This is a genomic window from Latilactobacillus parasakei (assembly GCF_049674265.1).
Taxonomy (GTDB): domain Bacteria; phylum Bacillota; class Bacilli; order Lactobacillales; family Lactobacillaceae; genus Latilactobacillus; species Latilactobacillus sakei.
In genome coordinates, this window is sequence record NZ_CP186861.1 from 720,205 (window position 1) to 741,918 (window position 21,714).

At 43.8% G+C, this 21,714-nt stretch carries 25 protein-coding genes and 1 other annotated feature; of the genes, 1 reads left to right on the forward strand and 24 read right to left on the reverse strand.

All coding sequences use genetic code 11. The features are described from left to right. Positions 1-4: 4 nt before the first annotated feature. The 11 genes from ACPBEH_RS03735 to ACPBEH_RS03785 form a co-directional block, all read right to left on the reverse strand. Positions 5-877 (reverse strand): polyprenyl synthetase family protein, encoded by an 873-nt coding sequence (locus ACPBEH_RS03735; RefSeq protein ID WP_424349773.1) that lies wholly within the window; start codon positions 875-877, stop codon positions 5-7. Further along, complete coding sequence (locus ACPBEH_RS03740) at positions 877-1,107, reverse strand: exodeoxyribonuclease VII small subunit (RefSeq protein WP_011374387.1); 231 nt, start codon at positions 1,105-1,107, stop codon at positions 877-879. The genes ACPBEH_RS03735 and ACPBEH_RS03740 overlap by 1 nt, the downstream gene beginning before the upstream one ends. Before the next feature lies 1 nt (position 1,108). Further along, a complete protein-coding gene (gene xseA, locus ACPBEH_RS03745) occupies positions 1,109-2,458 on the reverse strand; it encodes an exodeoxyribonuclease VII large subunit (protein ID WP_424349774.1) in 1,350 nt (449 codons plus the stop codon). Then, positions 2,451-3,302 carry a bifunctional methylenetetrahydrofolate dehydrogenase/methenyltetrahydrofolate cyclohydrolase FolD gene (gene folD, locus ACPBEH_RS03750; RefSeq protein WP_424349775.1) on the reverse strand — a complete coding sequence of 284 codons (852 nt, stop codon included), beginning with the start codon at positions 3,300-3,302 and terminating at the stop codon, positions 2,451-2,453. Before folD ends, xseA begins: the two co-directional genes overlap by 8 nt. A 193-nt stretch (positions 3,303-3,495) precedes the next feature. Then, complete coding sequence (gene nusB, locus ACPBEH_RS03755; protein WP_011374384.1) at positions 3,496-3,924, reverse strand: transcription antitermination factor NusB; 429 nt, start codon at positions 3,922-3,924, stop codon at positions 3,496-3,498. Further along, positions 3,924-4,367 (reverse strand): Asp23/Gls24 family envelope stress response protein, encoded by a 444-nt coding sequence (locus ACPBEH_RS03760; protein WP_011374383.1) that lies wholly within the window; start codon positions 4,365-4,367, stop codon positions 3,924-3,926. Before ACPBEH_RS03760 ends, nusB begins: the two co-directional genes overlap by 1 nt. Before the next feature lie 45 nt (positions 4,368-4,412). Continuing rightward, positions 4,413-4,970 (reverse strand): elongation factor P, encoded by a 558-nt coding sequence (efp, locus tag ACPBEH_RS03765; RefSeq protein WP_424349776.1) that lies wholly within the window; start codon positions 4,968-4,970, stop codon positions 4,413-4,415. 301 nt (positions 4,971-5,271) lie between these two features. Further along, positions 5,272-5,559 (reverse strand): 50S ribosomal protein L27, encoded by a 288-nt coding sequence (gene rpmA / locus ACPBEH_RS03770; protein ID WP_011374381.1) that lies wholly within the window; start codon positions 5,557-5,559, stop codon positions 5,272-5,274. Positions 5,560-5,587: 28 nt separating this feature from the next. Further along, positions 5,588-5,929: a ribosomal-processing cysteine protease Prp gene (locus ACPBEH_RS03775; RefSeq protein ID WP_011374380.1), complete on the reverse strand. Its 342-nt coding sequence runs from the start codon at positions 5,927-5,929 to the stop codon at positions 5,588-5,590. 14 nt (positions 5,930-5,943) lie between these two features. Continuing rightward, complete coding sequence (gene rplU / locus ACPBEH_RS03780) at positions 5,944-6,252, reverse strand: 50S ribosomal protein L21 (protein ID WP_004265609.1); 309 nt, start codon at positions 6,250-6,252, stop codon at positions 5,944-5,946. Between the two features lie 13 nt (positions 6,253-6,265). Beyond that, positions 6,266-6,341: a sequence feature (ribosomal protein L21 leader region), on the reverse strand. 58 nt (positions 6,342-6,399) lie between these two features. Beyond that, on the reverse strand, positions 6,400-7,020 hold the full coding sequence (locus ACPBEH_RS03785; protein WP_424349777.1) for a TetR/AcrR family transcriptional regulator C-terminal domain-containing protein: 621 nt from the start codon (positions 7,018-7,020) through the stop codon (positions 6,400-6,402). 205 nt (positions 7,021-7,225) lie between these two features. On the opposite strand from ACPBEH_RS03785, the gene ACPBEH_RS03790 reads away from it, so the two are divergent. Next, complete coding sequence (locus ACPBEH_RS03790; RefSeq protein WP_011374377.1) at positions 7,226-7,468, forward strand: hypothetical protein; 243 nt, start codon at positions 7,226-7,228, stop codon at positions 7,466-7,468. 227 nt (positions 7,469-7,695) lie between these two features. On the opposite strand, the gene ACPBEH_RS03795 is transcribed toward ACPBEH_RS03790, so the two are convergent. From ACPBEH_RS03795 to purE, 13 genes are all read right to left on the reverse strand, one after another. Next, positions 7,696-8,784, reverse strand: a complete 1,089-nt coding sequence (locus ACPBEH_RS03795) for a lactate oxidase (RefSeq protein ID WP_424349778.1) — start codon at positions 8,782-8,784, stop codon at positions 7,696-7,698. Positions 8,785-8,864: 80 nt separating this feature from the next. Next, positions 8,865-10,115, reverse strand: coding sequence for a phosphoribosylamine--glycine ligase (gene purD / locus ACPBEH_RS03800; RefSeq protein ID WP_424349779.1), 1,251 nt, complete (start codon positions 10,113-10,115; stop codon positions 8,865-8,867). 14 nt (positions 10,116-10,129) lie between these two features. Next, on the reverse strand, positions 10,130-11,662 hold the full coding sequence (purH, locus tag ACPBEH_RS03805) for a bifunctional phosphoribosylaminoimidazolecarboxamide formyltransferase/IMP cyclohydrolase (protein ID WP_424349780.1): 1,533 nt from the start codon (positions 11,660-11,662) through the stop codon (positions 10,130-10,132). A gap of 16 nt (positions 11,663-11,678) precedes the next feature. Next, positions 11,679-12,248 (reverse strand): phosphoribosylglycinamide formyltransferase, encoded by a 570-nt coding sequence (gene purN, locus ACPBEH_RS03810; protein ID WP_424349781.1) that lies wholly within the window; start codon positions 12,246-12,248, stop codon positions 11,679-11,681. Beyond that, entirely contained in the window at positions 12,245-13,273 is a 1,029-nt protein-coding gene (purM, locus tag ACPBEH_RS03815) for a phosphoribosylformylglycinamidine cyclo-ligase (protein ID WP_424349782.1), read from the reverse strand. The genes purN and purM overlap by 4 nt, the downstream gene beginning before the upstream one ends. 5 nt (positions 13,274-13,278) lie before the next feature. Next, positions 13,279-14,712 carry an amidophosphoribosyltransferase gene (gene purF / locus ACPBEH_RS03820; protein WP_424349783.1) on the reverse strand — a complete coding sequence of 478 codons (1,434 nt, stop codon included), beginning with the start codon at positions 14,710-14,712 and terminating at the stop codon, positions 13,279-13,281. Continuing rightward, entirely contained in the window at positions 14,688-16,913 is a 2,226-nt protein-coding gene (gene purL / locus ACPBEH_RS03825) for a phosphoribosylformylglycinamidine synthase subunit PurL (RefSeq protein WP_424349784.1), read from the reverse strand. Before purL ends, purF begins: the two co-directional genes overlap by 25 nt. Further along, positions 16,903-17,589, reverse strand: a complete 687-nt coding sequence (gene purQ / locus ACPBEH_RS03830; RefSeq protein ID WP_424349785.1) for a phosphoribosylformylglycinamidine synthase subunit PurQ — start codon at positions 17,587-17,589, stop codon at positions 16,903-16,905. The genes purL and purQ overlap by 11 nt, the downstream gene beginning before the upstream one ends. Continuing rightward, positions 17,586-17,846 (reverse strand): phosphoribosylformylglycinamidine synthase subunit PurS, encoded by a 261-nt coding sequence (gene purS / locus ACPBEH_RS03835; protein ID WP_025015883.1) that lies wholly within the window; start codon positions 17,844-17,846, stop codon positions 17,586-17,588. The genes purQ and purS overlap by 4 nt, the downstream gene beginning before the upstream one ends. Continuing rightward, positions 17,839-18,564 carry a phosphoribosylaminoimidazolesuccinocarboxamide synthase gene (purC, locus tag ACPBEH_RS03840; RefSeq protein ID WP_424350048.1) on the reverse strand — a complete coding sequence of 242 codons (726 nt, stop codon included), beginning with the start codon at positions 18,562-18,564 and terminating at the stop codon, positions 17,839-17,841. Before purC ends, purS begins: the two co-directional genes overlap by 8 nt. A gap of 112 nt (positions 18,565-18,676) precedes the next feature. Then, positions 18,677-19,972: an adenylosuccinate lyase gene (gene purB, locus ACPBEH_RS03845; protein ID WP_424349786.1), complete on the reverse strand. Its 1,296-nt coding sequence runs from the start codon at positions 19,970-19,972 to the stop codon at positions 18,677-18,679. Continuing rightward, positions 19,969-21,120 (reverse strand): 5-(carboxyamino)imidazole ribonucleotide synthase, encoded by a 1,152-nt coding sequence (gene purK, locus ACPBEH_RS03850; RefSeq protein ID WP_424349787.1) that lies wholly within the window; start codon positions 21,118-21,120, stop codon positions 19,969-19,971. The genes purB and purK overlap by 4 nt, the downstream gene beginning before the upstream one ends. Further along, the gene (gene purE, locus ACPBEH_RS03855; protein ID WP_424349788.1) at positions 21,104-21,589 is read right to left on the reverse strand and encodes a 5-(carboxyamino)imidazole ribonucleotide mutase; all 486 of its coding nucleotides are present in this window, start codon (positions 21,587-21,589) and stop codon (positions 21,104-21,106) included. Before purE ends, purK begins: the two co-directional genes overlap by 17 nt. Between the last annotated feature and the right edge of the window lie 125 nt (positions 21,590-21,714).

A 21,714-nucleotide genomic window follows, 5' to 3' on the forward strand; every position in this document is an offset into this window, starting at 1 on the left:
TCTCCTATTCGTTGAAATAGTCCAAAAAACTATTTAATAAAGTCCGGTCAAAAGTCGTGACTTGCGCTAGTTGTTGTTGTGCTTGTTGACAAGTCGTTTGAAGCGCTGCTTGAGCACCGGGCAACCCCAATAAAATGGGGAAGGTATTTTTTTGTTCTGCGGCATCTTTATGGACAGCCTTGCCCATTTCCGCAGTGGTACTGGTAACATCTAAGATATCATCTTGAATTTGAAAGGCCAACCCAAATTGTTGCGCAAAACCGCATAAAGCATCTGTTTCAGCGGCATTAAGTTGGGCTAAGACAGCGCCCATGGTCACCGCAACCTCAATCAAACAGCCCGTTTTAAGACGATGAACCTGTTGTAATTGGGCTAACGTCAACGTTTTTTGCTCGCCTTCGATATCTTCGATTTGACCAGCAACCATGCCATTAGCACCGGCTGCTTGTGCCAACAACCGAATAAGTGTGATGCGTTGTTCTGCGGTCACGTTTAATGTCGCTAACCATTCAAACGCAAGTGTTAATAACCCATCACCAGCCAAAATAGCCTCAGCTTCACCAAAGACCTTATGGTTCGTCGGTTGACCACGCCGTAAATCGTCATTGTCCATTGCAGGTAAGTCATCGTGAATTAACGAGTAACTATGGATTAATTCAAGCGCACCAGCAGCTCTAAAAGCTGTCTCATCAATGCTTTGACCGGCACTTTCTAAGACCGCAAATAATAAGAGTGGCCGCAATCGTTTACCACCTGCCATGACCGAATACGTCATCGCTTTTTGCAGCGTTGGTTCTTGAATTTTGGACAATTCATTTTTTAAATAAGCATCAAACTGCGGCAATTCACGTGCTGCTAATTGTTTAAAATTAGCCATTACTGTTGCTCCTCAGCATCTAATGGCACTTCTTCACCGTTGTCGGCCATTACTTTAGCCATTGTCTTTTCAGCTTGGCTCAATGTTTCTTCGAGCGTTTGACTGAGCTTAACACCTTCTTGAAAGGCCGTCATTGCTTTTTCAAGTGGCACATCGCCCGTTTCCAATTCATTGACGATCACTTCTAATTGCGCTAAATTTTCTTCAAACGTTAATTTTTTTTCTGCCATTTTATTCTTCTCCTTTATGGGTTGCGACAACTTCAGCTGTTACTAACCCATCTTGAACGTGTAATTCAATCGGTTGTTGGGCCTTAAAATCAGCCACTTTTTTCAACATTTGTTGCTGATCATCCGTCACATAGGCGAAACCGCGGCCTAAAATCTTCAACGGACTAACTAAATCGAGTGCTGCAATGGCTTGTGCGGCCTTTTGCCGGCGATCAGCCATTAACCGGTTCATCGCTTGGTTTAAACGCCGTTGTTGTTCAGTAACGTCTTTTTGCGCTTGTTGGACCGCCATTAGTGGTGATTGTGCTGTTAACCGTTGTTGCAACAATTGAACCTGCTGGCGCCGGTCTTTTAACAATTGCTGTTGTGCGGTCAATAAGCGCCGTTGCAGTTGATCAACATTTTGGAGATAGCCATCATACAAGCGTTTAGGTTGTTTCAGAACATAACTATTTTGTAAATGATCGAGTTGTTTTTTATTAAGCGCAACGGTTTTTGAAAAGGCTTGGTATAACCGCAAACGCTGTTGTTGTAATTTTAAAATTTCATCCGTTAAAACGGGCGTTGCTAATTCGGCCGCCGCTGTCGGCGTTGCCGCTCGAACATCCGCAACCAAATCAGCAATCGTCGTATCGGTTTCATGACCCACTGATGAAATGACCGGAATCTGACTGGCCACAATCGCCCGTGCAACGCGTTCTTCATTAAACGGCCACAAATCTTCAATTGAGCCACCACCCCGACCGATAATAATCGTATCGAAGTCGCCACATTCATTGACCTGTTTGAGTCGCTCAACTAAAACATCAGCCGCACCGTCACCTTGAACAACTGCTGGGAACAACACTAACTGTGCAATTGGATAGCGCCGTTGGGTAGTCGTAATAATGTCGCGAATCACTGCCCCAGAAGGACTCGTAATCACCGCAATTCGTTTAGGGAAACGGACTAGGGGTTGCTTAGGCGCATCAAACAAACCCTCCGTTGCTAATTTCGCCTTTAATTGCTCATAGGCTTGATACAGCGCACCTAGGCCATCGGGTTCCATACGTTCAACGTAAATTTGATAGTTACCGGAAGCTTCGTATAGCGAGATTCGGCCAACAATAAGGACTTTCATCCCTTCTTCCGGCGTAAACTTCACCTTTTCAAAGGCGGACTTAAACATAATGGCACTAATTTTAGCCTTATTATCCTTCAAGCTAAAATATTGATGCGCATTAGGCCGCAAGCGGAAGTTGGAAATTTCACCAGTCAAATAAACCCGATCCAAATACGGATCACGTTCAAATTTAGCTTTCAAATATTGCGTTAAAGCGGTGACTGTTAAATAATCAGTTGGTTTAACCACGTTTGACACGTTCCTTTGCAATTTCAATCGTTTGTTCCATTAACATTGTAATCGTCATTGGCCCAACACCTCGTGGCACTGGGGTCATCGCGCTGACGTGCGTTTGAAGGGCTTCAAAATCAACATCGCCAGTGACTGAACCGTCTTCAAGGCGGTTAATACCGACGTCGATGACCACTGCCCCTTCTTTGACCGCATCAACACCGAAAAAGTGCGGTTTACCAATGGCGGCTACCAAAATATCGGCTGTTTTAGTGAGGGTTTTTAAATCCGCTGTCCGACTGTGCGCAATTGTCACGGTCGCATTGGCATTGAGCATCAACGCTGCTAAAGGACGGCCGACAATATTACTCCGACCGACAATCACAACGTTTTTACCAGCCACATCAATCTTATGGGCCGCCAATAAGCGCATAATCCCATTAGGGGTGCAGGCCACTAAGCCTGGTTGGTTAAGCCATAATTGTCCAATATTAACGGGACTAAACCCATCAACGTCTTTTTTGGCATCGATTGCTTGGATGACATGATCTTCATTAATTTGTTTTGGCAATGGCAATTGCACCAAAATACCATCAACGGTGCGATCGTCATTCAGCGTTTTTACCAAGGCCAACAATTCAGCTTCGGTCGTTTCAGCTGGGAGACGTTTTAACTCTGATGCCATACCAATCTTAGTGGCTCTTTTTTGTTTACTTTGCGTATAAATCGCACTTGCTGGATCATCGCCGACCATGATGACCACCAATTTAGGTGTTACCCCTTGTTGTTTAAGTGTTTCAACTGCTAATTGTTGCGCTTGTGTCAGTTCATTGGCAAGTGCTCGCCCATCTAGTAATTCCAAAATTAACAACCCCTATATATCGATATTTGATGATTCCATTTTAACATAAGCAGTCATTTTTTTAGCGTTTCGGGTTGATAAATTATCATTAAACCTAAAAAAACACGCTAAAAAAATACTTTTAACGTGTTTTAAGGAATTTCGTTCGTATTTTACTAGTTAATCAATTTACTTTTATTTTGTCATTTTATGACTAAGCTTCAACGAATTTAGATAACACGCCGTTGATAAATCCTTTTGCTTGATCATCTGTAAATTGTTTTGCAAGTTCAAGCGCTTCATTCAAAGCGACTTTGGCAGGTGCTTCGGTTGAGTTTTGCATTTCAAACAAACCTAATCGCAAAATAATAAGGTCTGGTTTTGCCAACCGAGAAAGTTGCCAACCTTTTTTCAAATAAGGGGTTAATGCTGCATCAAGCGCGGCTTGATTTTCAGTTACACCTGACACTAAGAAAGCCAAATAAGCAGGTACTTCAACTGGTGTGACTTCTTCAGCATCAAACTGATCCATCGTTAAGACGGCTTGATAAGCGTCCTCTAATTCTAAAGATTGATTCGCATTGAGTGTAAATAGCACTTGGAAAGCTGCTTGTCGAATTTGGTGTCGATTAAAATTAGGCATTAAGATTGGTCTCCATTTAGATCAGGTGTTTCATCGTTAAATAAATCATCTGGATCAATAATATTTTGTGTTTTTTCGGTTACGACGCCAACAACATGTACGTTGACTTCCGCTAATTCTAAGTCAGTCATAAATAATAACTGTTCCTTCAAGGCTTCTTGCATGGCAAGGGCCACCTTAGGGACAGAAACGCCATAATTAAGGTAGACATAAACGTCCGCATTAACTTTGCCATCAATCACTTTTAAAGTAACGCCCTTACCATGATTTGAACGACCAAATAATTCATTAATCGATGATGAGATTGTCCCACGCATCTGATGAACGCCTTCAATTTGGCTTGCGGCAATGCCTAAAATGACTTCCACCACTTCAGGTGCCATTTGGATCTTACCCAATGAATTTTCTTGCGTATCTAGTACAATATTTGTTTCTTCAGCCATCAATAACCCTCCTAACAAATTCTTACCAGCAGTTAAACGCTGCTGTTAGGCACGCGAAATGTAAGTACTATCTGATGTATTAATTGTCAATACATCGCCTTCGTTAATGAAGAATGGTACTTGAACCACTAAGCCTGTTTCTAGTGTTGCTGGTTTGGTACCACCCGAAGAAGTATCGCCACGCACACCAGGTTCTGTTGCGGCAACTGCTAAATCAACTGTCTTAGGTAGTTCAACCCCTAAGGTTTCGCTTCCAAACATCATGATTGAAACTTGCATGTTTTCCTTCAAGAATTTTAATTCATCTTGAATTTGTGCTGCTGGTAATTCTAATTGTTCATAAGTATCTGTATCCATAAAGACATGGTTGTCGCCATCTGCATAAAGATATTGCATTGATTTTGTATCAATAATTGCCTTTTCAACTTTTTCAGTTGAACGGAATGTTTTTTCTTGGTTAGCGCCGGTTCTTAAATTCTTAAGTTTTGAGCGGACAAAAGCGCCACCCTTACCTGGTTTAACATGTTGGAATTCAACCACTCGCCATAGGTTGTTGTCAAATTCGATTGTTAAGCCGTTTTTAAAATCATTAACTGATAACATTAATATTTCCTCCGTACTTTTTTAAAAGTATGCCATTGCCTTAATCATAGCAAGAAATCAGGTTTAAAAGCAAGTCTTTCCAGTCGTTTAAACTGATTGTATGTAAAAAAGGGATTGGCCAAAGCCAATCCCTTTAGTTATGCAAGATCGCTTTTTAATAGCGATTCGCACTCACAGTTAGATTGTCAATGGTTTGTTGCTTGAGTTACAAGTATACCAGTTATCACCGATTTATACAAATCAGCCTGGTAAATCTTAAGCAAATAAAAAACACCCACGAAACGTGAGTGTTTTTAAAGCATTATTTAGCTTCTGCTGTATAAACAGAAACTTTCTTCTTGTTTTTACCGAAACGTTCGAAACGAACGACACCTTCGACAAGAGCAAATAATGTGTCATCGCCACCGCGACCAACATTTTCACCTGGGTGAATCTTTGTACCGCGTTGACGGTAAAGGATTGAACCAGCTGTAACAGTTTGGCCATCAGCACGTTTAGAACCTAAACGACGACCTGCAGAGTTACGGCCGTTAGTTGTTGAACCGCCACCCTTATGGTGAGAGAAGAATTGTAAATTCATTTGTAACATCTAAATGCACCTCCTGTTTATTAACTGTCTATTTACGTTTTGTTTGTACTTGAATGTACTGCCCGTATTGTTGCGTAATATCTTCGAGCGTCAGTTGCAAATTCTGCAAGAGAATTTGCGCCGTTGCCAAAGCTTGTCCCGTAACCGTTGCCGGCACTTGACAGGTTAACAAACCACCATTTAGGTTATCTGCTTCTACCTCTGGTTCAAAACCAGCGAGCTTTTGCAAACTGTTAATCGTCCCAATTGAGACGGCTGAAACAGCTGCACAAACGATATCACTCCCGTAAGGACCCGAGTCAGCATGACCCGTAATTTGAAAAGAAATAATTTGCGAATCCGCATTGACGATAAAGTCAGCCTTAATCATCTTATTTCCCTCAATTAAGCGTTGATAGCGTCGATCATCACTTTAGTATATGGTTGACGATGACCCTTCTTTTGATGACTGTGTTTCTTAGGTTTGTATTTGAAAGTAACAACTTTCTTTTCGCGCCCTTGTTTTTCAACAGTACCATCAACAGTAACACCATCAATGTTTGGTGTACCAACCTTAGTTGTTTCACCACCAACTAAAATAACTTGATCAAAAGTTACTTTTTCGCCAGCTTCTGCGGCTAACTTTTCAACGTAGATTGCTTGACCAGCTTCTACCTTATATTGTTTGCCACCTGTTTTGATAATTGCGTACATGTGTGCACCTCCTATTTTTTCTTAGACTCGCCAACTAAGGTGACTAATAATAGTACTTAATGCCTTAGTATGCGCGGTTGCAGCTGTGGAGCTCACAATTACAACGTTCATATGATATCAAATATTCGCGACCGAGTCAATAGCTATTTACGCTTCAACGAAGAAGCCAGCGACATTAAAAGCCATGTTTGGCATCTGAACAAGTTGATAAAGCATCTTGGCCATATAGCGTGGTGAATAGACTAACCCATCTTCAATCCACTTGAATACGAGCACTAAACTTGCGCCAGCAAGATAATCGGCTGTGATACTCAATTCAATCTGATCAGCTTGGGTTGCTTCTTGAAACAAATTAGTGAGATAGTTTTCAATTAGCCGTCGCATTTCGGTCGTTAGTTGCTGTTTAAAGGCCAGACTCGTATCATTTTTATGGAATACTTTAAAGGCATCTTGACGCCGTTCAACGTACTCAAATAACGCTAATAAATTGATTTGCTGATAAGGTTGCGCCAATTTATCTTTTTGAATCGTTACGGTTTGGTATAAATCCTGAACTAAATCCTGGACTGCTTTTTGAATAAAATCCGTTTTATCTTCATAATGAAGGTAAAACGTGCCCCTAGTAATCTGTGCTTGTTTGGTAATCGCTTGAATTGAAATTTCTTTAGTGGTTGCTGTTTTTAATAGTTCAACTAGTGCTCGGCGTAACTGTTGCTTTGTTCGCTGAACACGTGGGTCGGTCGTTTCAGGATTGCTTTCACGAACCATTTTGGTTCCCCCATTCTTTGGCTACTTCGCGTCTAGTATAGCCTGTTTTTTCGATAACTGTCTAGCATTTGCTTTTAAAGTCCGTTTTTTTAATCGGACCTCTTTAGATTCAATAACTCACACCTAAATTTAATTGTCGTCGGCTATTTCTTATAGTAGAATGAAACAAGTATCTTAAATCGGACAGTGTTAGGTGGTCGTTATTTTGATTTCTGCATTCTTTACTATTTTTCTTTCAATCGTATTATTCGCTGTAGTTGCTAGCCAATTAACATTTCGAATCGGACTAGTGCTTAATTGTCTTATTTTCATTATTTTAGTCGGCATTGACGCTAGCCTCTTTGGTTGGGGGAGCGGTGCCCACTGGATTTACTTTATTTTAAGTTTAATCGGCTTAGTCGCAAGCGAACTATTCTTAGCGGACTTACCGACTGTCAACCGGCATTAATTTTAAACAACAAAAGGCGGACTTTCAGGCAAATTTACATTTGTCCTGAAGTCCGCCTCTTTTTGTGCTGTTTGTGCCCCTGCCAAGGACTTTTAGTATATCATTAATGACCACTGGATTAAACCGTTGTTGCATCCGCCGTTGATTGACAGTTTTTCAAAAGAAAAGAGAAGATTTCCTGACAAAAAAAGCGCCCAGACAAAAGTCCTAGCGCTTTTGAATCCAAATTAATCAAGTAGTGTGGTTTCTTTGACGGCATCGATTGTCTTGGTGCCTGCCAATTGCATTGTGATTGACAATTCATGGTTCAAATGATCAATCACAGAGGTAACGCCTTGTGCGCCCCCTAAGTTTAACCCGTAAATAATTGGGCGACCAATTGCGACCAAATCAGCACCACTAGCAAGCGCCTTAAAGACGTGCTCACCACGACGAACGCCGCTATCAAAGATGATTGGTACCCGTTTGGCAACTTGTTGTGCCACTAATGGTAACACTTCAAAAGAAGCAGGCCCACCGTCTAATTGACGGCCGCCATGATTTGACACCCAAATACCATCAGCACCTGCTTGGATGGCTAATTCAGCATCAACGGGTGATTGAATCCCTTTGACAATGACGGGTAAGTGCGTGATTTCTTTAATCTTTTGAATATCTTCTGGAACAATCCCTTGTTTAGCAGCCGCATAGATTTCTGAAATGCCTTTGCCAGCACCATCTGAGTTGCTATAAGCTGCTAAGTTAGGCATTGGTAGTGGGAATTGGAATTTTGTTTCGATATCCGTTTCACGATAACCACCTAACGTTGAATCAACCGTCAAAATAATGCCTTTAACCCCGGCTTTAACGGCCTTTTGTAGTAAGAATTCATTAAATTGATCATCTTTGCTCATATAAAGTTGGAAGAATTGTGGTGCATCAGGCGCAGCTGCGGCTGCATCTTCAACGAGTGTATTCGCATACGTACTAATTGAGAAAATTGAACCAGCTGCGGCCATCCCTTTAGCGGTATCCACTTCACCCTTTTCGTGGGCTAAGCCTTGTGCGGCTGAAGGGGCTTGAATAATCGGCGTCTTCAAATCAATATCCCACAATTTTGTGTGCAAATCAGCATGTTCAACCCCTTGTAAAACGCGGGGCATAATCTTCTTTTGATTGAAGGCACTGGTATTTTCAGCCATTGTCCATTCATCTTCTGAACCGCCACGAATATAGCCAAAAGCGCCGGCTTCCATTCGTTCTTTCACACGACCTTCTAACGATGCTAAGTTTAAAACATCAATTGGTGTTTCTGCGTCACTTGTATGATATGTCATAATAATTGCCTCTTTCTTTTTGTCAATATGATCATGATATAGCACTTACATAGTGATTAGCAAACATTTGTACTCGCTTCCTACTTTTGACTTTTGAAACCAATATCCCGCCGAAAAAAACTTTGCGGATTGGCCACCGATTGTAAGTCCGCTTCGATCTGAACCCGCGCCTGTGCCATAGTGGGCGCCGTATAAACTGCTGTATATAAACGACCCCCACTACTCATTAAGCCCCCAGTGGTCGCTGCCACACCGGCAAAGCTAAACTGACTATTAGCCGCTTTAAAACGAGCGCTGGGTGCCAGCTGAAAAACGGCTGGCGCTTGATTTGGATAACCTTTAGCGGCTACCACAACCCCCAGTGTCACACCGCCTGTTTGCCAATCCAAAGTCGGTTGCTGGTGGGTTAATAATTGCTGAAAGACTTGCGCTAAATCACCCTGCAAACGCGGTAGCACCACTTGAGTTTCCGGATCGCCAAAGCGCACGTTGAATTCAATCACTCTGATGCCCGTCGCGGTCGCAATTAGCCCTGCGTATAAAACACCAGTAAACGGTGTGCCGTTAGCGGCCATCGTCGCGACCATCGGTTTAATAATCGTTTCAACCGCTTTTTGCACCATTTGGTCACTAATTTGCGGGACTGGGCAATAAGCACCCATCCCACCGGTATTCGGCCCCCGGTCACCTTCAAAAGCCCGCTTATGATCTTGGGCAATCGGCAACGGATAAACTTGATTATCAGCCACTAATGCCATTAACGAGAATTCTTCACCAACTAGGTAATCCTCAATCAGGATCTGGTGGCGCCCTTGTTTAAAGAACCGCCGAACGGCCGCTAAGCCATCCGCCAATGTTTCAGCGATGACCACCCCTTTACCAGCCGCTAAACCATCGGCCTTAATCACTATCGGCAACGAACGCCCTTGCAACGCGGATAACGCCTCTGATTCGTTAGTCACCGTTTGATATTGTGCGGTGGGCACTTGGGCCTGAGCCATCATTTCTTTGGCAAATGTTTTTGAGCCCTCCAATGCCGCAGCCTGCTTCGTCGGGCCAAAAATTGCTAAACCCGCGGCTTGAAAAGCATCCACAATCCCAGCGACTAACGGTTGTTCTGGGCCAACGACGGTGTAAGCCACCGCCTGTTTTTTAGCAAACGCAATTAACTGCTCAAAATCATCGACGTCAATTGCAGCCGTTTTTATCTGGTCCAATTGCATCCCCGGATTCCCAGGTAAGCAATAAACCTGTTCAACTTGTTCACTTTTTAGTAGTTCACGTGCCAGTGTATGCTCACGCGCACCACTGCCAATCACCAAGATATCCATTTAATTGCCACCTCTTAATGTTTAAAATGACGTCGATTTGTAAAGACCATGCTGACCCCTTTTTGGTTCGCCATGTCGATTGAATCTTGATCTTTAATTGATCCACCAGGTTGAATAATCGCTGTAATACCATGTTCAGCAGCGTAGGCCACACTATCGTCCATTGGGAAAAAGGCATCTGACGCTAACACGAATGGCGCTTGCATGCCGTTAGCTAATGCTTGTTCCAACGCAATTTTAACGGAGCCAACCCGGTTCATCTGACCGGCGCCAACGCCCAACGTTTGATCTTTGGTTGCAACAACAATCGCGTTACTCTTGACGTGTTTCACCACGCGTTGTGCAAATAGGAGCGCTTCTTTTTCATCCTTAGTTGGGGCTTTAGTGGTGACTGTCTTCAATTCGGATGCTTGATCCGTTAAGCAATCTCTTTCTTGAACCAATAGACCACCTAAGACCGAAACTGTTTCGAACCGGTCCGCTTTAGCGGCTTGTTCAAAATCAAGCGTCATCAACCGGATATTCTTTTTCTTTTCAAGAATCGCCAATGCTTCTGGTGCAAAACTGGGGGCAATAACAATTTCCAAGAATAATTCATGTAAAGCATTGGCTGTTTGGACGTCTACTTCGCGATTCAAGGCAATGATACCGCCAAAAATTGAGACGGAATCAGCTGCAAAAGCTTTTTGCCAAGCATCGTAGATAGTTGTCCCCAAACCAACGCCACAAGGATTCATGTGTTTCATCGCCACTACGCATGGTTCGCTGAATTCTGCGGCGACTTTAATCGCTGCATCCGCATCCTTAATATTGTTGTAAGACAATTCTTTCCCGTGTAATTGGTGGGCAGAGGCAATCGAAAAGTCGCTTGGTAAAGCACTTTGGTAAAAGGCAGCTTTTTGATGGGCGTTTTCGCCGTAACGTAACGCTTGTTTGAAGTCGTATGTTAAGGAAAGTTTTTCAGGGAATTCAACCGCATCGGCATCTGATAGATACCCGGCAATCAAGCTATCATAGGCAGCCGTATGCCGGAATGCTTTAGCGGCTAAATGACGGCGGTAAGTGACATCATCTTGTTGCAATTGTGTCAATGTTTCGTCATAGTCGGCTTGATCCACCACGACGTACACTGACTTAAAGTTTTTAGCGGCTGAACGTAACATTGATGGGCCACCAATATCAATTTGTTCAATCGCTTGCGCTTGGGTAATCGCTGGTTTTTGAATCGTTTCTTTAAAGGGATAGAGGTTAACACAGACAAGATCAATCGGTGTAATCTCGTGTTCAGCAAGTGCTGCCATATGCGTTGGTTCATCGCGCTTAGCCAATAAGCCACCGTGAATATTGGGATGGAGGGTTTTAACCCGTCCGTCCAGCATTTCAGGAAAATGAGTCACTTCATCAATGGGTGTCACTGGCACACCCGCTTTTTCCAAGGCGCTAAAAGTGCCACCGGTTGAAATAATTTCAAAATCTGCCGCTACTAATCCTTGGGCAAATGCCACAATACCCGTTTTGTCTGAAACGCTAATCAATGCTCTTTTCATGTGTTAAAAGCTCCCTTTAATTATTTTTTTGAATCAAATCATAAATCACAGCTGGATACAATTGATGTTCGACCGTGTGAACGCGGGCTTCTAGCATTGCTAACGTATCATTTGGTTTCACCGGAACGGTTGCTTGGGCGATGATTGGGCCTGTGTCCACCCCTTCATCGATATAGTGGACCGTCACGCCGGTTTCAGTCACCTTAGCGTGATACGCCTCTTCAATCCCGTGAATCCCTGGAAAAGCCGGTAGCAGTGCCGGGTGGATATTGATAATCCGCTGAGGATAAGCCCCCAGTAAAACGGGCGTGATAATTCGCATATACCCCGCCAAGATAATATAATCGATTGCCAAAGGTGCCAACTGGGCAACGACTGCTTGCTCGTAAGCTTGACGATTTTCAAACTGACGTGGTGCCAACACCGTCACCGGCACCTCCCGCCGGTGCGCCTTTTCAATCACAGCTGCTTGCGGGCGATCGCAAACCAGTTGGACAATTTCAAGACCCGCTTGTTGTAAGCGTTGATTATCAGCAATTGCTTCGAAGTTACTGCCTGTGCCAGATGCAAAAATTGCCACTCTCATTTGGCTGTCACCAATTCAACCGTCGCTTGTTGACGTTTTTGAACGGTCCCAATCTGATAAGCTTGTTCCTGCTTGGCATTCAATTGCGCTAAAACAGCTGGTGCTGCTTCTGGCGCAACCGCCAAGACCATTCCAATCCCCATATTAAAGATGTTATACATTTCCATCTCAGCAAGTTGACCATATTGTTGTAAGGCCTTAAAAATCGGTAAGATTGGCCAGCTGCCTAACGTTAAGTAGGCAGCCAAATCAGTCGGTAACATCCGCGGGACGTTTTCAATAAAACCGCCACCTGTAATATGCGCAGCGCCTTTAATCACCCGTTGTTGCAGTAGCGGCTGTAAATCTTCAACGTAAATCTTAGTCGGCGTTAATAACCAATCACCCAGTGGCTTACCCGGTAACTCAGGTAATTGGCTGGCGACCGTCAAATCATTTTGTTCAAAAAAGATTTTGCGAACCAATGAATAACCATTAGAGTGAATGCCACTAGACGCCACCCCAATCAAAACGTCACCGGCCTGAATCGTTTTACCGGTCACAAGCGCATCTTGTTCAGCAATCCCCACCGCAAAACCGGCAACGTCATAATGCTTAGCCGCATACATACCAGGCATTTCGGCCGTTTCACCGCCAATTAAAGCCATATTGGCTTGCTTGCAACCTTCAAGCACACCAGCGACGATGTCTTCAATCTTATCCGGATCAGTTTTACCAGTTGCTAAATAGTCTAAGAAGTATAACGGTTGCGCACCTTGCGCAACAATGTCGTTGACACACATCGCCACACAATCAATCCCGATAGTCGCATGTTGATCAGCTGCAAAAGCAACCATCAATTTCGTACCGACACCATCCGTACTCGAGACCAATACTGGCTTTTGATACTGGGCCATTTCTAGCGCGTATTGTCCGCCAAAGCTGCCAATATTGTGATTATCAGCCCCTACTTTTTTTTGGATGCGGGCAACGACTTCGTAACCAGCCGTCACATCAACGCCCGCTTTTTGGTAAGCATCTGTCATCTCGATTACTCCTTATCTTGTTTTAAACTCGCTTGATAATCTGCTTCATAATCGTATAGCGGTGTTGGATAATCGCCATTAAAATACGCCATACATAACCCCGAATACGGTGCATCTTGGTGTAAACCAATCGCATCAATCAAACCCTCTTGACTCAAAAAGGCCAACGAATCGGCACCGATTGTTTCACACATTTGAGCGACACTTTGGCGCGCAGCGATTAATTCTTCGCGGGTTTGAATGTCAATGCCGTAAAAACACGGGTATTTCAACGGCGGTGAAGCAACTCGTAAATGTACTTCTAGCGCCCCAGCCTCTTTTAAACGTTTAACAATATGCTTGCTAGTGGTGCCGCGAACAATTGAATCATCAACTAACACAATTCGTTTACCTGCTACAACACTTTTAACAACTGCTAACTTACGGTTAACACCTTGCTCACGCAGTGCTTGTGTCGGTTGAATAAAGGTTCGGCCGACGTATTGATTTTTAACCAAACCCATTTCATATGGTAGGCCGCTAGCTTCCGCGTACCCACTCGCCGCGGAGAGTGATGAGTTAGGTACCCCAATCACCATATCAGCCTCAACGCCCGTTTCCGCCGCCAATCGTTTACCCATTCGCTTTCGCGCCGCGTGGACGTTAATCCCGCATATATCAGAATCTGGTCGGGCAAAATAGATATATTCCATCGAACAAATCGAATGGGTCGTTTCGGTCGTGAAGAAATCCGAATGCAAGCCATCGCGATCAATTGTCACGATTTCACCAGGCTGCACGTCCCGAATAAAAGTCGCTTCGACCGCATTCAGCGCACACGTTTCACTGGCAACGACATACGCCCCATTGGCCATTTGCCCAATCGATAATGGCCGGAAACCATTAGGATCAAGCATCGCAATCAAGGAATCCTGTGTTAATAAAACGTAAGCAAAACCCCCGTGAATATGGTTGAGGGCCGTTTTAATTTTAGTGTGTAAATCCGGACCAGCCGCTCGCCGAATCAGATGCATTAAAATTTCTGAATCAGAACTAGATTTTAAAATGGCGCCATCATCTTCCAATTGACGCCGTAACGTGACCGCGTTCGTTAAATTGCCGTTATGCGCTAACGCAAATTGACCATCGGCAAAATCAAACAAGAAGGGTTGAATATTTTCGAGGCCATGACTGCCGGCTGTTGCGTATCGAACATGACCGATAGCCGCTTCACTTGTTAATTGGGCTAAATTTTCCTGTTTCCGAAAAACATCCGCTAGTAGGCCTCGATCGCGATACCCCAGTAACTGACCATGGTCATTGGTGACGATTCCCGCCCCTTCTTGCCCCCGGTGTTGGAGACTATGAAGACCAAAATAAGCTAATTGATTGGCATCTGGATGACCCCAAACCCCAAAGACACCACATTCTTCATTTAAGCTTCTGATTTCATTAAGCATGGTAAAGCCGCCTCCCAAGCATCCTTGGCCGCTTCAATGGTCAAGTCAATCGTTTCATCTTTCGTTTGAATATGCATTACTGGTTCAGCCGTTACCCGACCAATCAATTGGGCTGATTGGTGGCTAATCTGTTCAAAAGCAACTTGGTCGGCCGCTTTAACCGTCACAATAAACCGCGATTGTGTTTCGGCAAATAATTGGCGACTAGCCAGATCTACTTGTACGTGATACCCCAAACCTTGTTTGAAGGTTGCTTCAGAAAGCGCGACGGCTAAGCCCCCTTCTGATAGATCATGCGCACTAGCAATCAAGCCTTGTTGAATGGCTTTTAAAACAAGATCTTGATTAGCCTTTTCCGTTGCTAATGAGAAATGGCCCAGTTGACCTGAAATAGTGCCTTGTTGCATCTTTTGTAATTCACTACCAGCATAGTTATCGTCAGTTTCACCAATCAAATAAATTAAATCATCGGCTTGTTTGAAGTCTTGCGTGGTAATGTCTTTGATATCTCGAATTAAACCAACCATCCCAATCATTGGTGTGGGGTAAATCGCTTCTCCGTTAAATTCGTTGTACAGTGAGACGTTTCCCGAAATCACTGGGGTCCCAAAAGTCTCGCAAGCAGCGGCAATTCCCTGCGCGCTCTGATCAAATTCCCAGAAAACAGCTGGTTTTTCCGGATTACCGTAGTTTAAACAATCCGTAATCCCTAATGGTTGCCCACCAGCAGCGACAATATTTCGAGCTGCTTCAGCGACTGCAATTTGGCCACCCACGTGGGGATCTAGATAAAGATAGCGACCGTTACAGTCGGTCGTCATCGCAAGGGCCTTTTGAGTACCGCGAATACGCACTACGGCTGCATCACTACCAGGTAAAACGACGGTATTGGTTTTCACTTGGGCATCGTAGTGGCGGTAGAACGAACTTTTATCCGCGATTGTTGGTTGTTTTAATAGTGCCAACCAAGTTGCCTGAGTGTCCGTCACGGTAGGCACATAAGGCGCTTGAGCGGCAAAGGTTGCTAGGCGTTCTGGTTTTGCTTGTTCCTTATGATAAACCGGTGCGGCATCCGTTAAGGCCGCCACTGGTAAATCAGCAACCAATTGGCCTTGGTGCCATAGTTGGTATTGTTCTTCGGCTGTCACTTCGCCAATCCGAACGGCATCTAAGTCGTAGCCTTTAAATAAGGTAATCACTTGGTCTTCATAACCCGCCTTAACACATAAAGCCATTCGTTCTTGTGATTCGGATAACATGATTTCATAAGCGGACATGTCGGTTTCGCGTTGCGGCACTTGATCAAGGTCTAAAATCATCCCGGTTCCCGCTTTAGCCGCCATTTCAGCAGTTGATGAAACCAATCCAGCTGCCCCCATATCTTGAATCCCGACCAACCAATCTGAATGTTGCAAAATTAATTCTAAGCAAGCATCCATCAATAATTTTTCCATGAATGGATCGCCGACTTGAACGGCTGAGCGTTGGGTTGCTTTACCTTCTGCAAATTCGTCAGATGCAAAGGTGGCCCCGTGAATCCCATCACGTCCCGTTTTGGCGCCAACATACAACACGCTGTTGCCAGCCCCTCGTGCTTTACCTTGTTGAATATCCTTTTGTTCAATCAAACCGACACACATCGCATTCACCAATGGATTGGCTTGATAGCACGGATCAAAACTGATTTCACCGCCAACTGTTGGAATCCCAATACAATTACCATAACCGCCAATCCCAGCGACCACTTCCTGGACCAAATACTTGGTTTGGTTATCATTGAGTTCCCCAAACCGCAAGCTGTCTAAAATCGCAATCGGCGTTGCACCCATTGAAAAAATATCGCGGATAATCCCACCGACACCAGTAGCTGCCCCCTCATAGGGTTCAACAGCAGAGGGATGATTATGACTTTCAGCCTTGAAAACAACAGCTTGACCATCACCAATATCTAAAATACCGGCCCCCTCACCTGGTCCTTGTAGCACGTGGGGGCCATTCGTTGGAAATTTTTTAAGGATCGGTTTGGAGTTTTTATACGAACAATGTTCACTCCACATAACCGAGAAAAGACCCGTCTCTGTGTAATTTGGCAATCGTTTTAAAATTTTAGTGCAAATCAATTCGTATTCACTATCGGTTAAGCCCCATTGTTGGTACAACTTGGTTTGTTGAATCTCAGTTGCCGTTGGATTATTCACCATGAGTTACTACCCCGCTTTTCAAAGTTGTCAAAATCGATTGGAAGACACCCAGCCCATCCGCACTGCCCAATAAGGCTTCGACTGCACGTTCAGGGTGTGGCATCATCCCTAAAACATTCCCCGCTTCATTCGTAATACCCGCGATATTGTCTAAACTACCATTAACATCGGTTGTATAAGTAAATGCGATTTGATGTTTAGCGTGCAATTGGGCCAATGTTTCTGGATCACAATAATAATTACCTTCACCATGGGCAATCGGTAGCGCAATTGTGGCCCCTTTTGTATATTGATTTGTAAAACGTGTGTCGCTATTTTCAACCTGCAAAGTTACCGTTTCGCAAATGAAATGCGTTTGGCGATTGGGCAACAGCGCCCCTGGTAATAAGCCCGCTTCCGTCAAAATCTGGAAACCGTTGCAGATTCCTAAAACCGGTTTGCCCGCTTTAGCAAAAGCCACCACCGCCGTCATAATCGGTGCCAATTTAGCAATCGCGCCGCTGCGTAAATAATCACCGTATGAAAAGCCACCTGGAATTAGCACCGCATCAAAACCGGCTAAGCTGGTTGCTGTGTAAGAGACATAAGCCGCTTCTTCATGGCAGACATCGACAATTGCGTGGTATAAATCGGCATCACAATTCGATCCTGGGAAAACAAGCACTGCGAATTTCATTTTGCGTCCTCCACCAATTGTAAGTCGTAGCGGTATTGTTCCATATTCGGATTAGCCAATAGTCGATCGCAAATCGCTTCAACTTTATCAATCACAGCGGCTTGATCCGTACCAGTCACTTGCATTTCGAAAAACTTACCAATTCGCATTTGACTGATCCCTTCAAAACCTAAGCGTTGAATCGCACCTTGAACCGCTTGACCTTGTGGATCTAGAACTGAATCTTTATAGGTGACATAAACTTGCACGTTATACATTTGCAAACCCCCCAATCGTTTTTGTTAAGCGTTGTAAAACCGTCTCGTAGACCGTGACTAAGTCGCCCTTATTCTGGCGGAACACATCCTTATCTAATGACGAATGTGTTTGCTGATCCCAAAGTCGACAATTATCTGGTGAAAATTCATCCGCTAAAATTAAGCGTCCTTGATAGCGACCAAATTCCAACTTAAAATCAATTAAATCAATACCAATTTCATTGAATAACTTAATCAACAAAGTATTAATCTGTTTCGTCATCGCTTCAATCGTAGCCACTTCCGTAGGTGTCACCAGTTTCAAAGCCGTTGCTTGCGAGATATTAATAGCCGGATCGTCCAAAGCATCATTTTTGTAATAATATTCAATAATCGGTTGTTCTAATCGTTGTCCCAACGGTTGACCAAACTTCCGTGCAAAGCTTCCGGCGACCACATTTCTCAAGACTACTTCCAATGGGATAATGGTGACTTTTTTGACTAATTGTTCGGTTTCAGAGACATTTTTAATTGAATGGGTTTCGATGCCTTGTTGATCTAAGTAGGCAAAAATTAATTTTGAAATTTCATAATTAACGGCCCCCTTACCAGCAATCTGTTCTTTACGCTTACCGTTTAAGGCAGTTGCCTGATCCTTATAAATCATTTTTAAGACTTCGGGGTCGTCAGTTGAAAATAAGTCCTTGGCTTTCCCTGAATAAAGTAACGTTTCACTCATCATTTCTTCCTCCAATAGACATATTATTTTATAAAATAATTTATTATCGTTCGTTTTTGGTTTTGCCATAAAAAAACTTTGAAATGATTACTATTTCAAAGTTCGTTTATTTTTAAGCCAAACCGACACGCTCAAAAATTTCGGCCACATGGCGAATATGATAATGATAGTCAAACGCATCATCCAAATCGGCTAGTGTTAGAATACTCATTACCTGTTCGTCAGCTTCTAATAATGGTCTGAAATCAATTTGTTCATCCCAAGAACGGGCCGTCTTCGGTTGAATCAAATCATAGGCTGCTTCTCTTGAAAGCCCGTGATCAATCAACTTCAATAACACACGTTGACTGTAAATCAAACCAAAAGTCCGGCCCATATTGCGTTTCATGTTTTCTGGGAAGACCGTCAAGTTCGTCATAATTTTTGTAAACCGTTTGAGAATATAATCTAATAAAATAGTTGTATCCGGTAAAATAATCCGTTCAGCAGAGCTATGTGAAATATCGCGTTCATGCCACAGTGCCACATCTTCATAAGCCGTCACCATATGCCCCCGAATAACCCGTGTTAAACCAGTGATATTTTCAGAACCAATCGGATTGCGTTTATGGGGCATTGCTGAAGACCCCTTTTGCCCTTTAGCAAAGTATTCTTCCACTTCACGCGTTTCTGATTTTTGTAAACCACGAATTTCAGTCGCGAATTTCTCGATAGATGTCGCTAATAACGCCATTTCAGCAACGTAAGCTGCGTGTAAATCTCTCGGGAGCACTTGGGTTGAAATTTCTTGGGCCCGAATCCCCAATTGATCACAAACATAACTTTCAACAAACGGTGGAATATTCGCAAAAGTTCCCACTGCTCCACTAATTTTACCTGCTTCAACACCTTCAGCTGCTGCTTCAAAACGTTCTTTATGGCGTTTTAATTCGGAATACCAAAGTGCCAGTTTCAAGCCAAAAGTTGTTGGTTCAGCGTGTACACCATGCGTCCGCCCCATCATAACCGTGTCTTGATAACGTTTGGCTTGCTTACCAATCACTTCTAACAAAGCGTCGATATCAGCTCGTAAAATGGCGTTCGCTTGTTTCAATAAATAGCCGTAAGCCGTGTCAACGACGTCAGTAGACGTTAATCCATAATGAACCCATTTCCGTTCAGCACCTAGTGATTCCGAAACGGCCCGGGTGAACGCCACCACATCATGTCTTGTTTCCTGTTCAATTTCTAGAATGCGAGGAATTGAAAATTGCGCGTTAGCTTTAATCTTAGCGACATCTTCTTCCGGAATATGCCCTAATTTAGACCACGCCTCATCCGCTAAAATTTCAACTGCCAACCATGCTTCATACTTGTTGTGATCGGTCCAAATGGCACCCATTTCAGGATTTGTATAACGTTCAATCATTTTGTCTGCTCCTTTGGTAATGCCCAAATTTGTGTTGCTTCAATTTCAGTGAGTGTTTTACTTAAAGCATCAGTCAACAAGGTGATATGCCCCATCTTCCGATTTTCTTTGCGCTCAGCCTTGCCATAATCGTGATAAGACCAATCAGTTGATTGGCGACTCTTGGCCAGTGCACCTGGCACATCTTGGCCCAAGACATTGACCATTATCGCCGATTGCCAAAGGCGCGGCGTTTGGAGTGGCCAATTGCAAACCCCGCGGATATGCGCCATAAATTGCGATATATCACAGGCTTCAATCGTTAAATGACCCGAATTATGCGGTCTTGGTGCGATTTCGTTCACAAACAGCTGGCCAGCTGGCGTTACGAAGAACTCCACACCAAGCGTCCCCACCAATTCTATTTCCGTCGCAATTTTCTGGGCAATTTTCTGAGCTTCTTGTGCAACCGCCGCCGGGACCCGCGCTGGGCAAATACTAATATGTAATATGTTATGCCGGTGTTGGTTTTCAATTACTGGAAAAAGTGCCTGCTGCCCTGCCCAGTTTTGGCTAATCATGACTGAAACCTCTCGAGCAAAAGTCACCATTTCTTCTAGCACGCAGATGCCAAAATCCAAGAGCGCTCTAGCGGCTTCAATATCACTGGCCCGTCTTAAGACGAACTGCCCTTTACCATCGTACCCACCTCGGGCCGTTTTCAAGAGACAGGGTAAGCCAATCTCAGCGACTGCCTTAGTTAAGTCACTAATCGAAGTCACCACTTTAAAAGCGGCGTGCGGTAATTTCTCGGTTGCTAAAAATTGTTTTTCCAAAACCCGGTCTTGGGCAATTCGTAACGCCTTGGTCCCTTGCGGAATTTGTGTTAATTGTTGCGCTTTTTCAATCGTCGTTGCATCAACGTTTTCAAATTCATAAGTCACAACATCCGAACGTTTCGCCAATTCAATGATTTGCTCCTCATCGTCGTAAGCCGCAATAATTTGGTCATCAGCCACTTGACCGGCCGGACAATCAACTTGTGGATCAAGAACAATGACTTTAAACCCCATCGACTTAGCTGCCAAGGTCATCATCTGCCCTAATTGCCCGCCCCCAATAATCCCGATGACCTGACCTGGAAGAATTTGCTTAGTTAAGTTGATCATTACTTGCCACCGCCTTTTGATGGAGCGCTTGTCGATATTGTTCTAATGCTTTTTGATAAGTTGGCGTTTTAAGTCCACAGATTTGGGTCGCCAACAAACCAGCGTTAATCGCCCCCGCCTTACCAATCGCTACCGTTGCCACCGGTACACCACTTGGCATCTGGACAATCGACAGCAGCGAATCCATCCCATTGAGTGCTTTACTTTGAATTGGCACTCCGATGACTGGCAAAACAGTATTGGCTGCCAGCATTCCCGGTAGATGTGCCGCACCACCGGCTCCTGCAATTACGACTTGATAACCTTCTTCTGCCGCACTTTGCGCAAAAGCAATCATTTCAATTGGCATCCGGTGTGCCGAAATGACTTTTTTGGTATAACTCACATTCAAATCCGTTAAAACCTGAGCCGTTTCCTGCATTGTTTCCCAATCAGAAATCGATCCCATCACAATCGCTACATCAGTCATTCAATTAGCCTACTTTCTTAATTGATTATGGTTTGATTTTAACAACCACAACGGCATAAGTCAAAGGCAAATCCGTATTATTTTATTATATATTTATAAATTATACGTGTTATGAACAAAATAAT

Excerpts from the sequence above, each read along its gene's own strand:
- ACPBEH_RS03735 (WP_424349773.1), bottom strand. The coding sequence starts at position 877 with ATGGCTAATTTTAAACAATTAGCAGCACGTGAATTGCCGCAGTTTGAT.
- ACPBEH_RS03740 (WP_011374387.1), bottom strand. The coding sequence starts at position 1,107 with ATGGCAGAAAAAAAATTAACGTTTGAAGAAAATTTAGCGCAATTAGAA.
- nusB (WP_011374384.1), bottom strand. The coding sequence starts at position 3,924 with ATGCCTAATTTTAATCGACACCAAATTCGACAAGCAGCTTTCCAAGTG.
- ACPBEH_RS03760 (WP_011374383.1), bottom strand. The coding sequence starts at position 4,367 with ATGGCTGAAGAAACAAATATTGTACTAGATACGCAAGAAAATTCATTG.
- efp (WP_424349776.1), bottom strand. The coding sequence starts at position 4,970 with ATGTTATCAGTTAATGATTTTAAAAACGGCTTAACAATCGAATTTGAC.
- rpmA (WP_011374381.1), bottom strand. The coding sequence starts at position 5,559 with ATGTTACAAATGAATTTACAATTCTTCTCTCACCATAAGGGTGGCGGT.
- ACPBEH_RS03775 (WP_011374380.1), bottom strand. The coding sequence starts at position 5,929 with ATGATTAAGGCTGACTTTATCGTCAATGCGGATTCGCAAATTATTTCT.
- rplU (WP_004265609.1), bottom strand. The coding sequence starts at position 6,252 with ATGTACGCAATTATCAAAACAGGTGGCAAACAATATAAGGTAGAAGCT.
- ACPBEH_RS03785 (WP_424349777.1), bottom strand. The coding sequence starts at position 7,020 with ATGGTTCGTGAAAGCAATCCTGAAACGACCGACCCACGTGTTCAGCGA.
- ACPBEH_RS03795 (WP_424349778.1), bottom strand. The coding sequence starts at position 8,784 with ATGACATATCATACAAGTGACGCAGAAACACCAATTGATGTTTTAAAC.
- purD (WP_424349779.1), bottom strand. The coding sequence starts at position 10,115 with ATGGATATCTTGGTGATTGGCAGTGGTGCGCGTGAGCATACACTGGCA.
- purH (WP_424349780.1), bottom strand. The coding sequence starts at position 11,662 with ATGAAAAGAGCATTGATTAGCGTTTCAGACAAAACGGGTATTGTGGCA.
- purN (WP_424349781.1), bottom strand. The coding sequence starts at position 12,248 with ATGAGAGTGGCAATTTTTGCATCTGGCACAGGCAGTAACTTCGAAGCA.
- purM (WP_424349782.1), bottom strand. The coding sequence starts at position 13,273 with ATGACAGATGCTTACCAAAAAGCGGGCGTTGATGTGACGGCTGGTTAC.
- purF (WP_424349783.1), bottom strand. The coding sequence starts at position 14,712 with ATGCTTAATGAAATCAGAAGCTTAAATGAAGAATGTGGTGTCTTTGGG.
- purL (WP_424349784.1), bottom strand. The coding sequence starts at position 16,913 with ATGGTGAATAATCCAACGGCAACTGAGATTCAACAAACCAAGTTGTAC.
- purQ (WP_424349785.1), bottom strand. The coding sequence starts at position 17,589 with ATGAAATTCGCAGTGCTTGTTTTCCCAGGATCGAATTGTGATGCCGAT.
- purS (WP_025015883.1), bottom strand. The coding sequence starts at position 17,846 with ATGTATAACGTGCAAGTTTATGTCACCTATAAAGATTCAGTTCTAGAT.
- purC (WP_424350048.1), bottom strand. The coding sequence starts at position 18,564 with ATGAGTGAAACGTTACTTTATTCAGGGAAAGCCAAGGACTTATTTTCA.
- purB (WP_424349786.1), bottom strand. The coding sequence starts at position 19,972 with ATGATTGAACGTTATACAAATCCTGAAATGGGTGCCATTTGGACCGAT.
- purK (WP_424349787.1), bottom strand. The coding sequence starts at position 21,120 with ATGATCAACTTAACTAAGCAAATTCTTCCAGGTCAGGTCATCGGGATT.
- purE (WP_424349788.1), bottom strand. The coding sequence starts at position 21,589 with ATGACTGATGTAGCGATTGTGATGGGATCGATTTCTGATTGGGAAACA.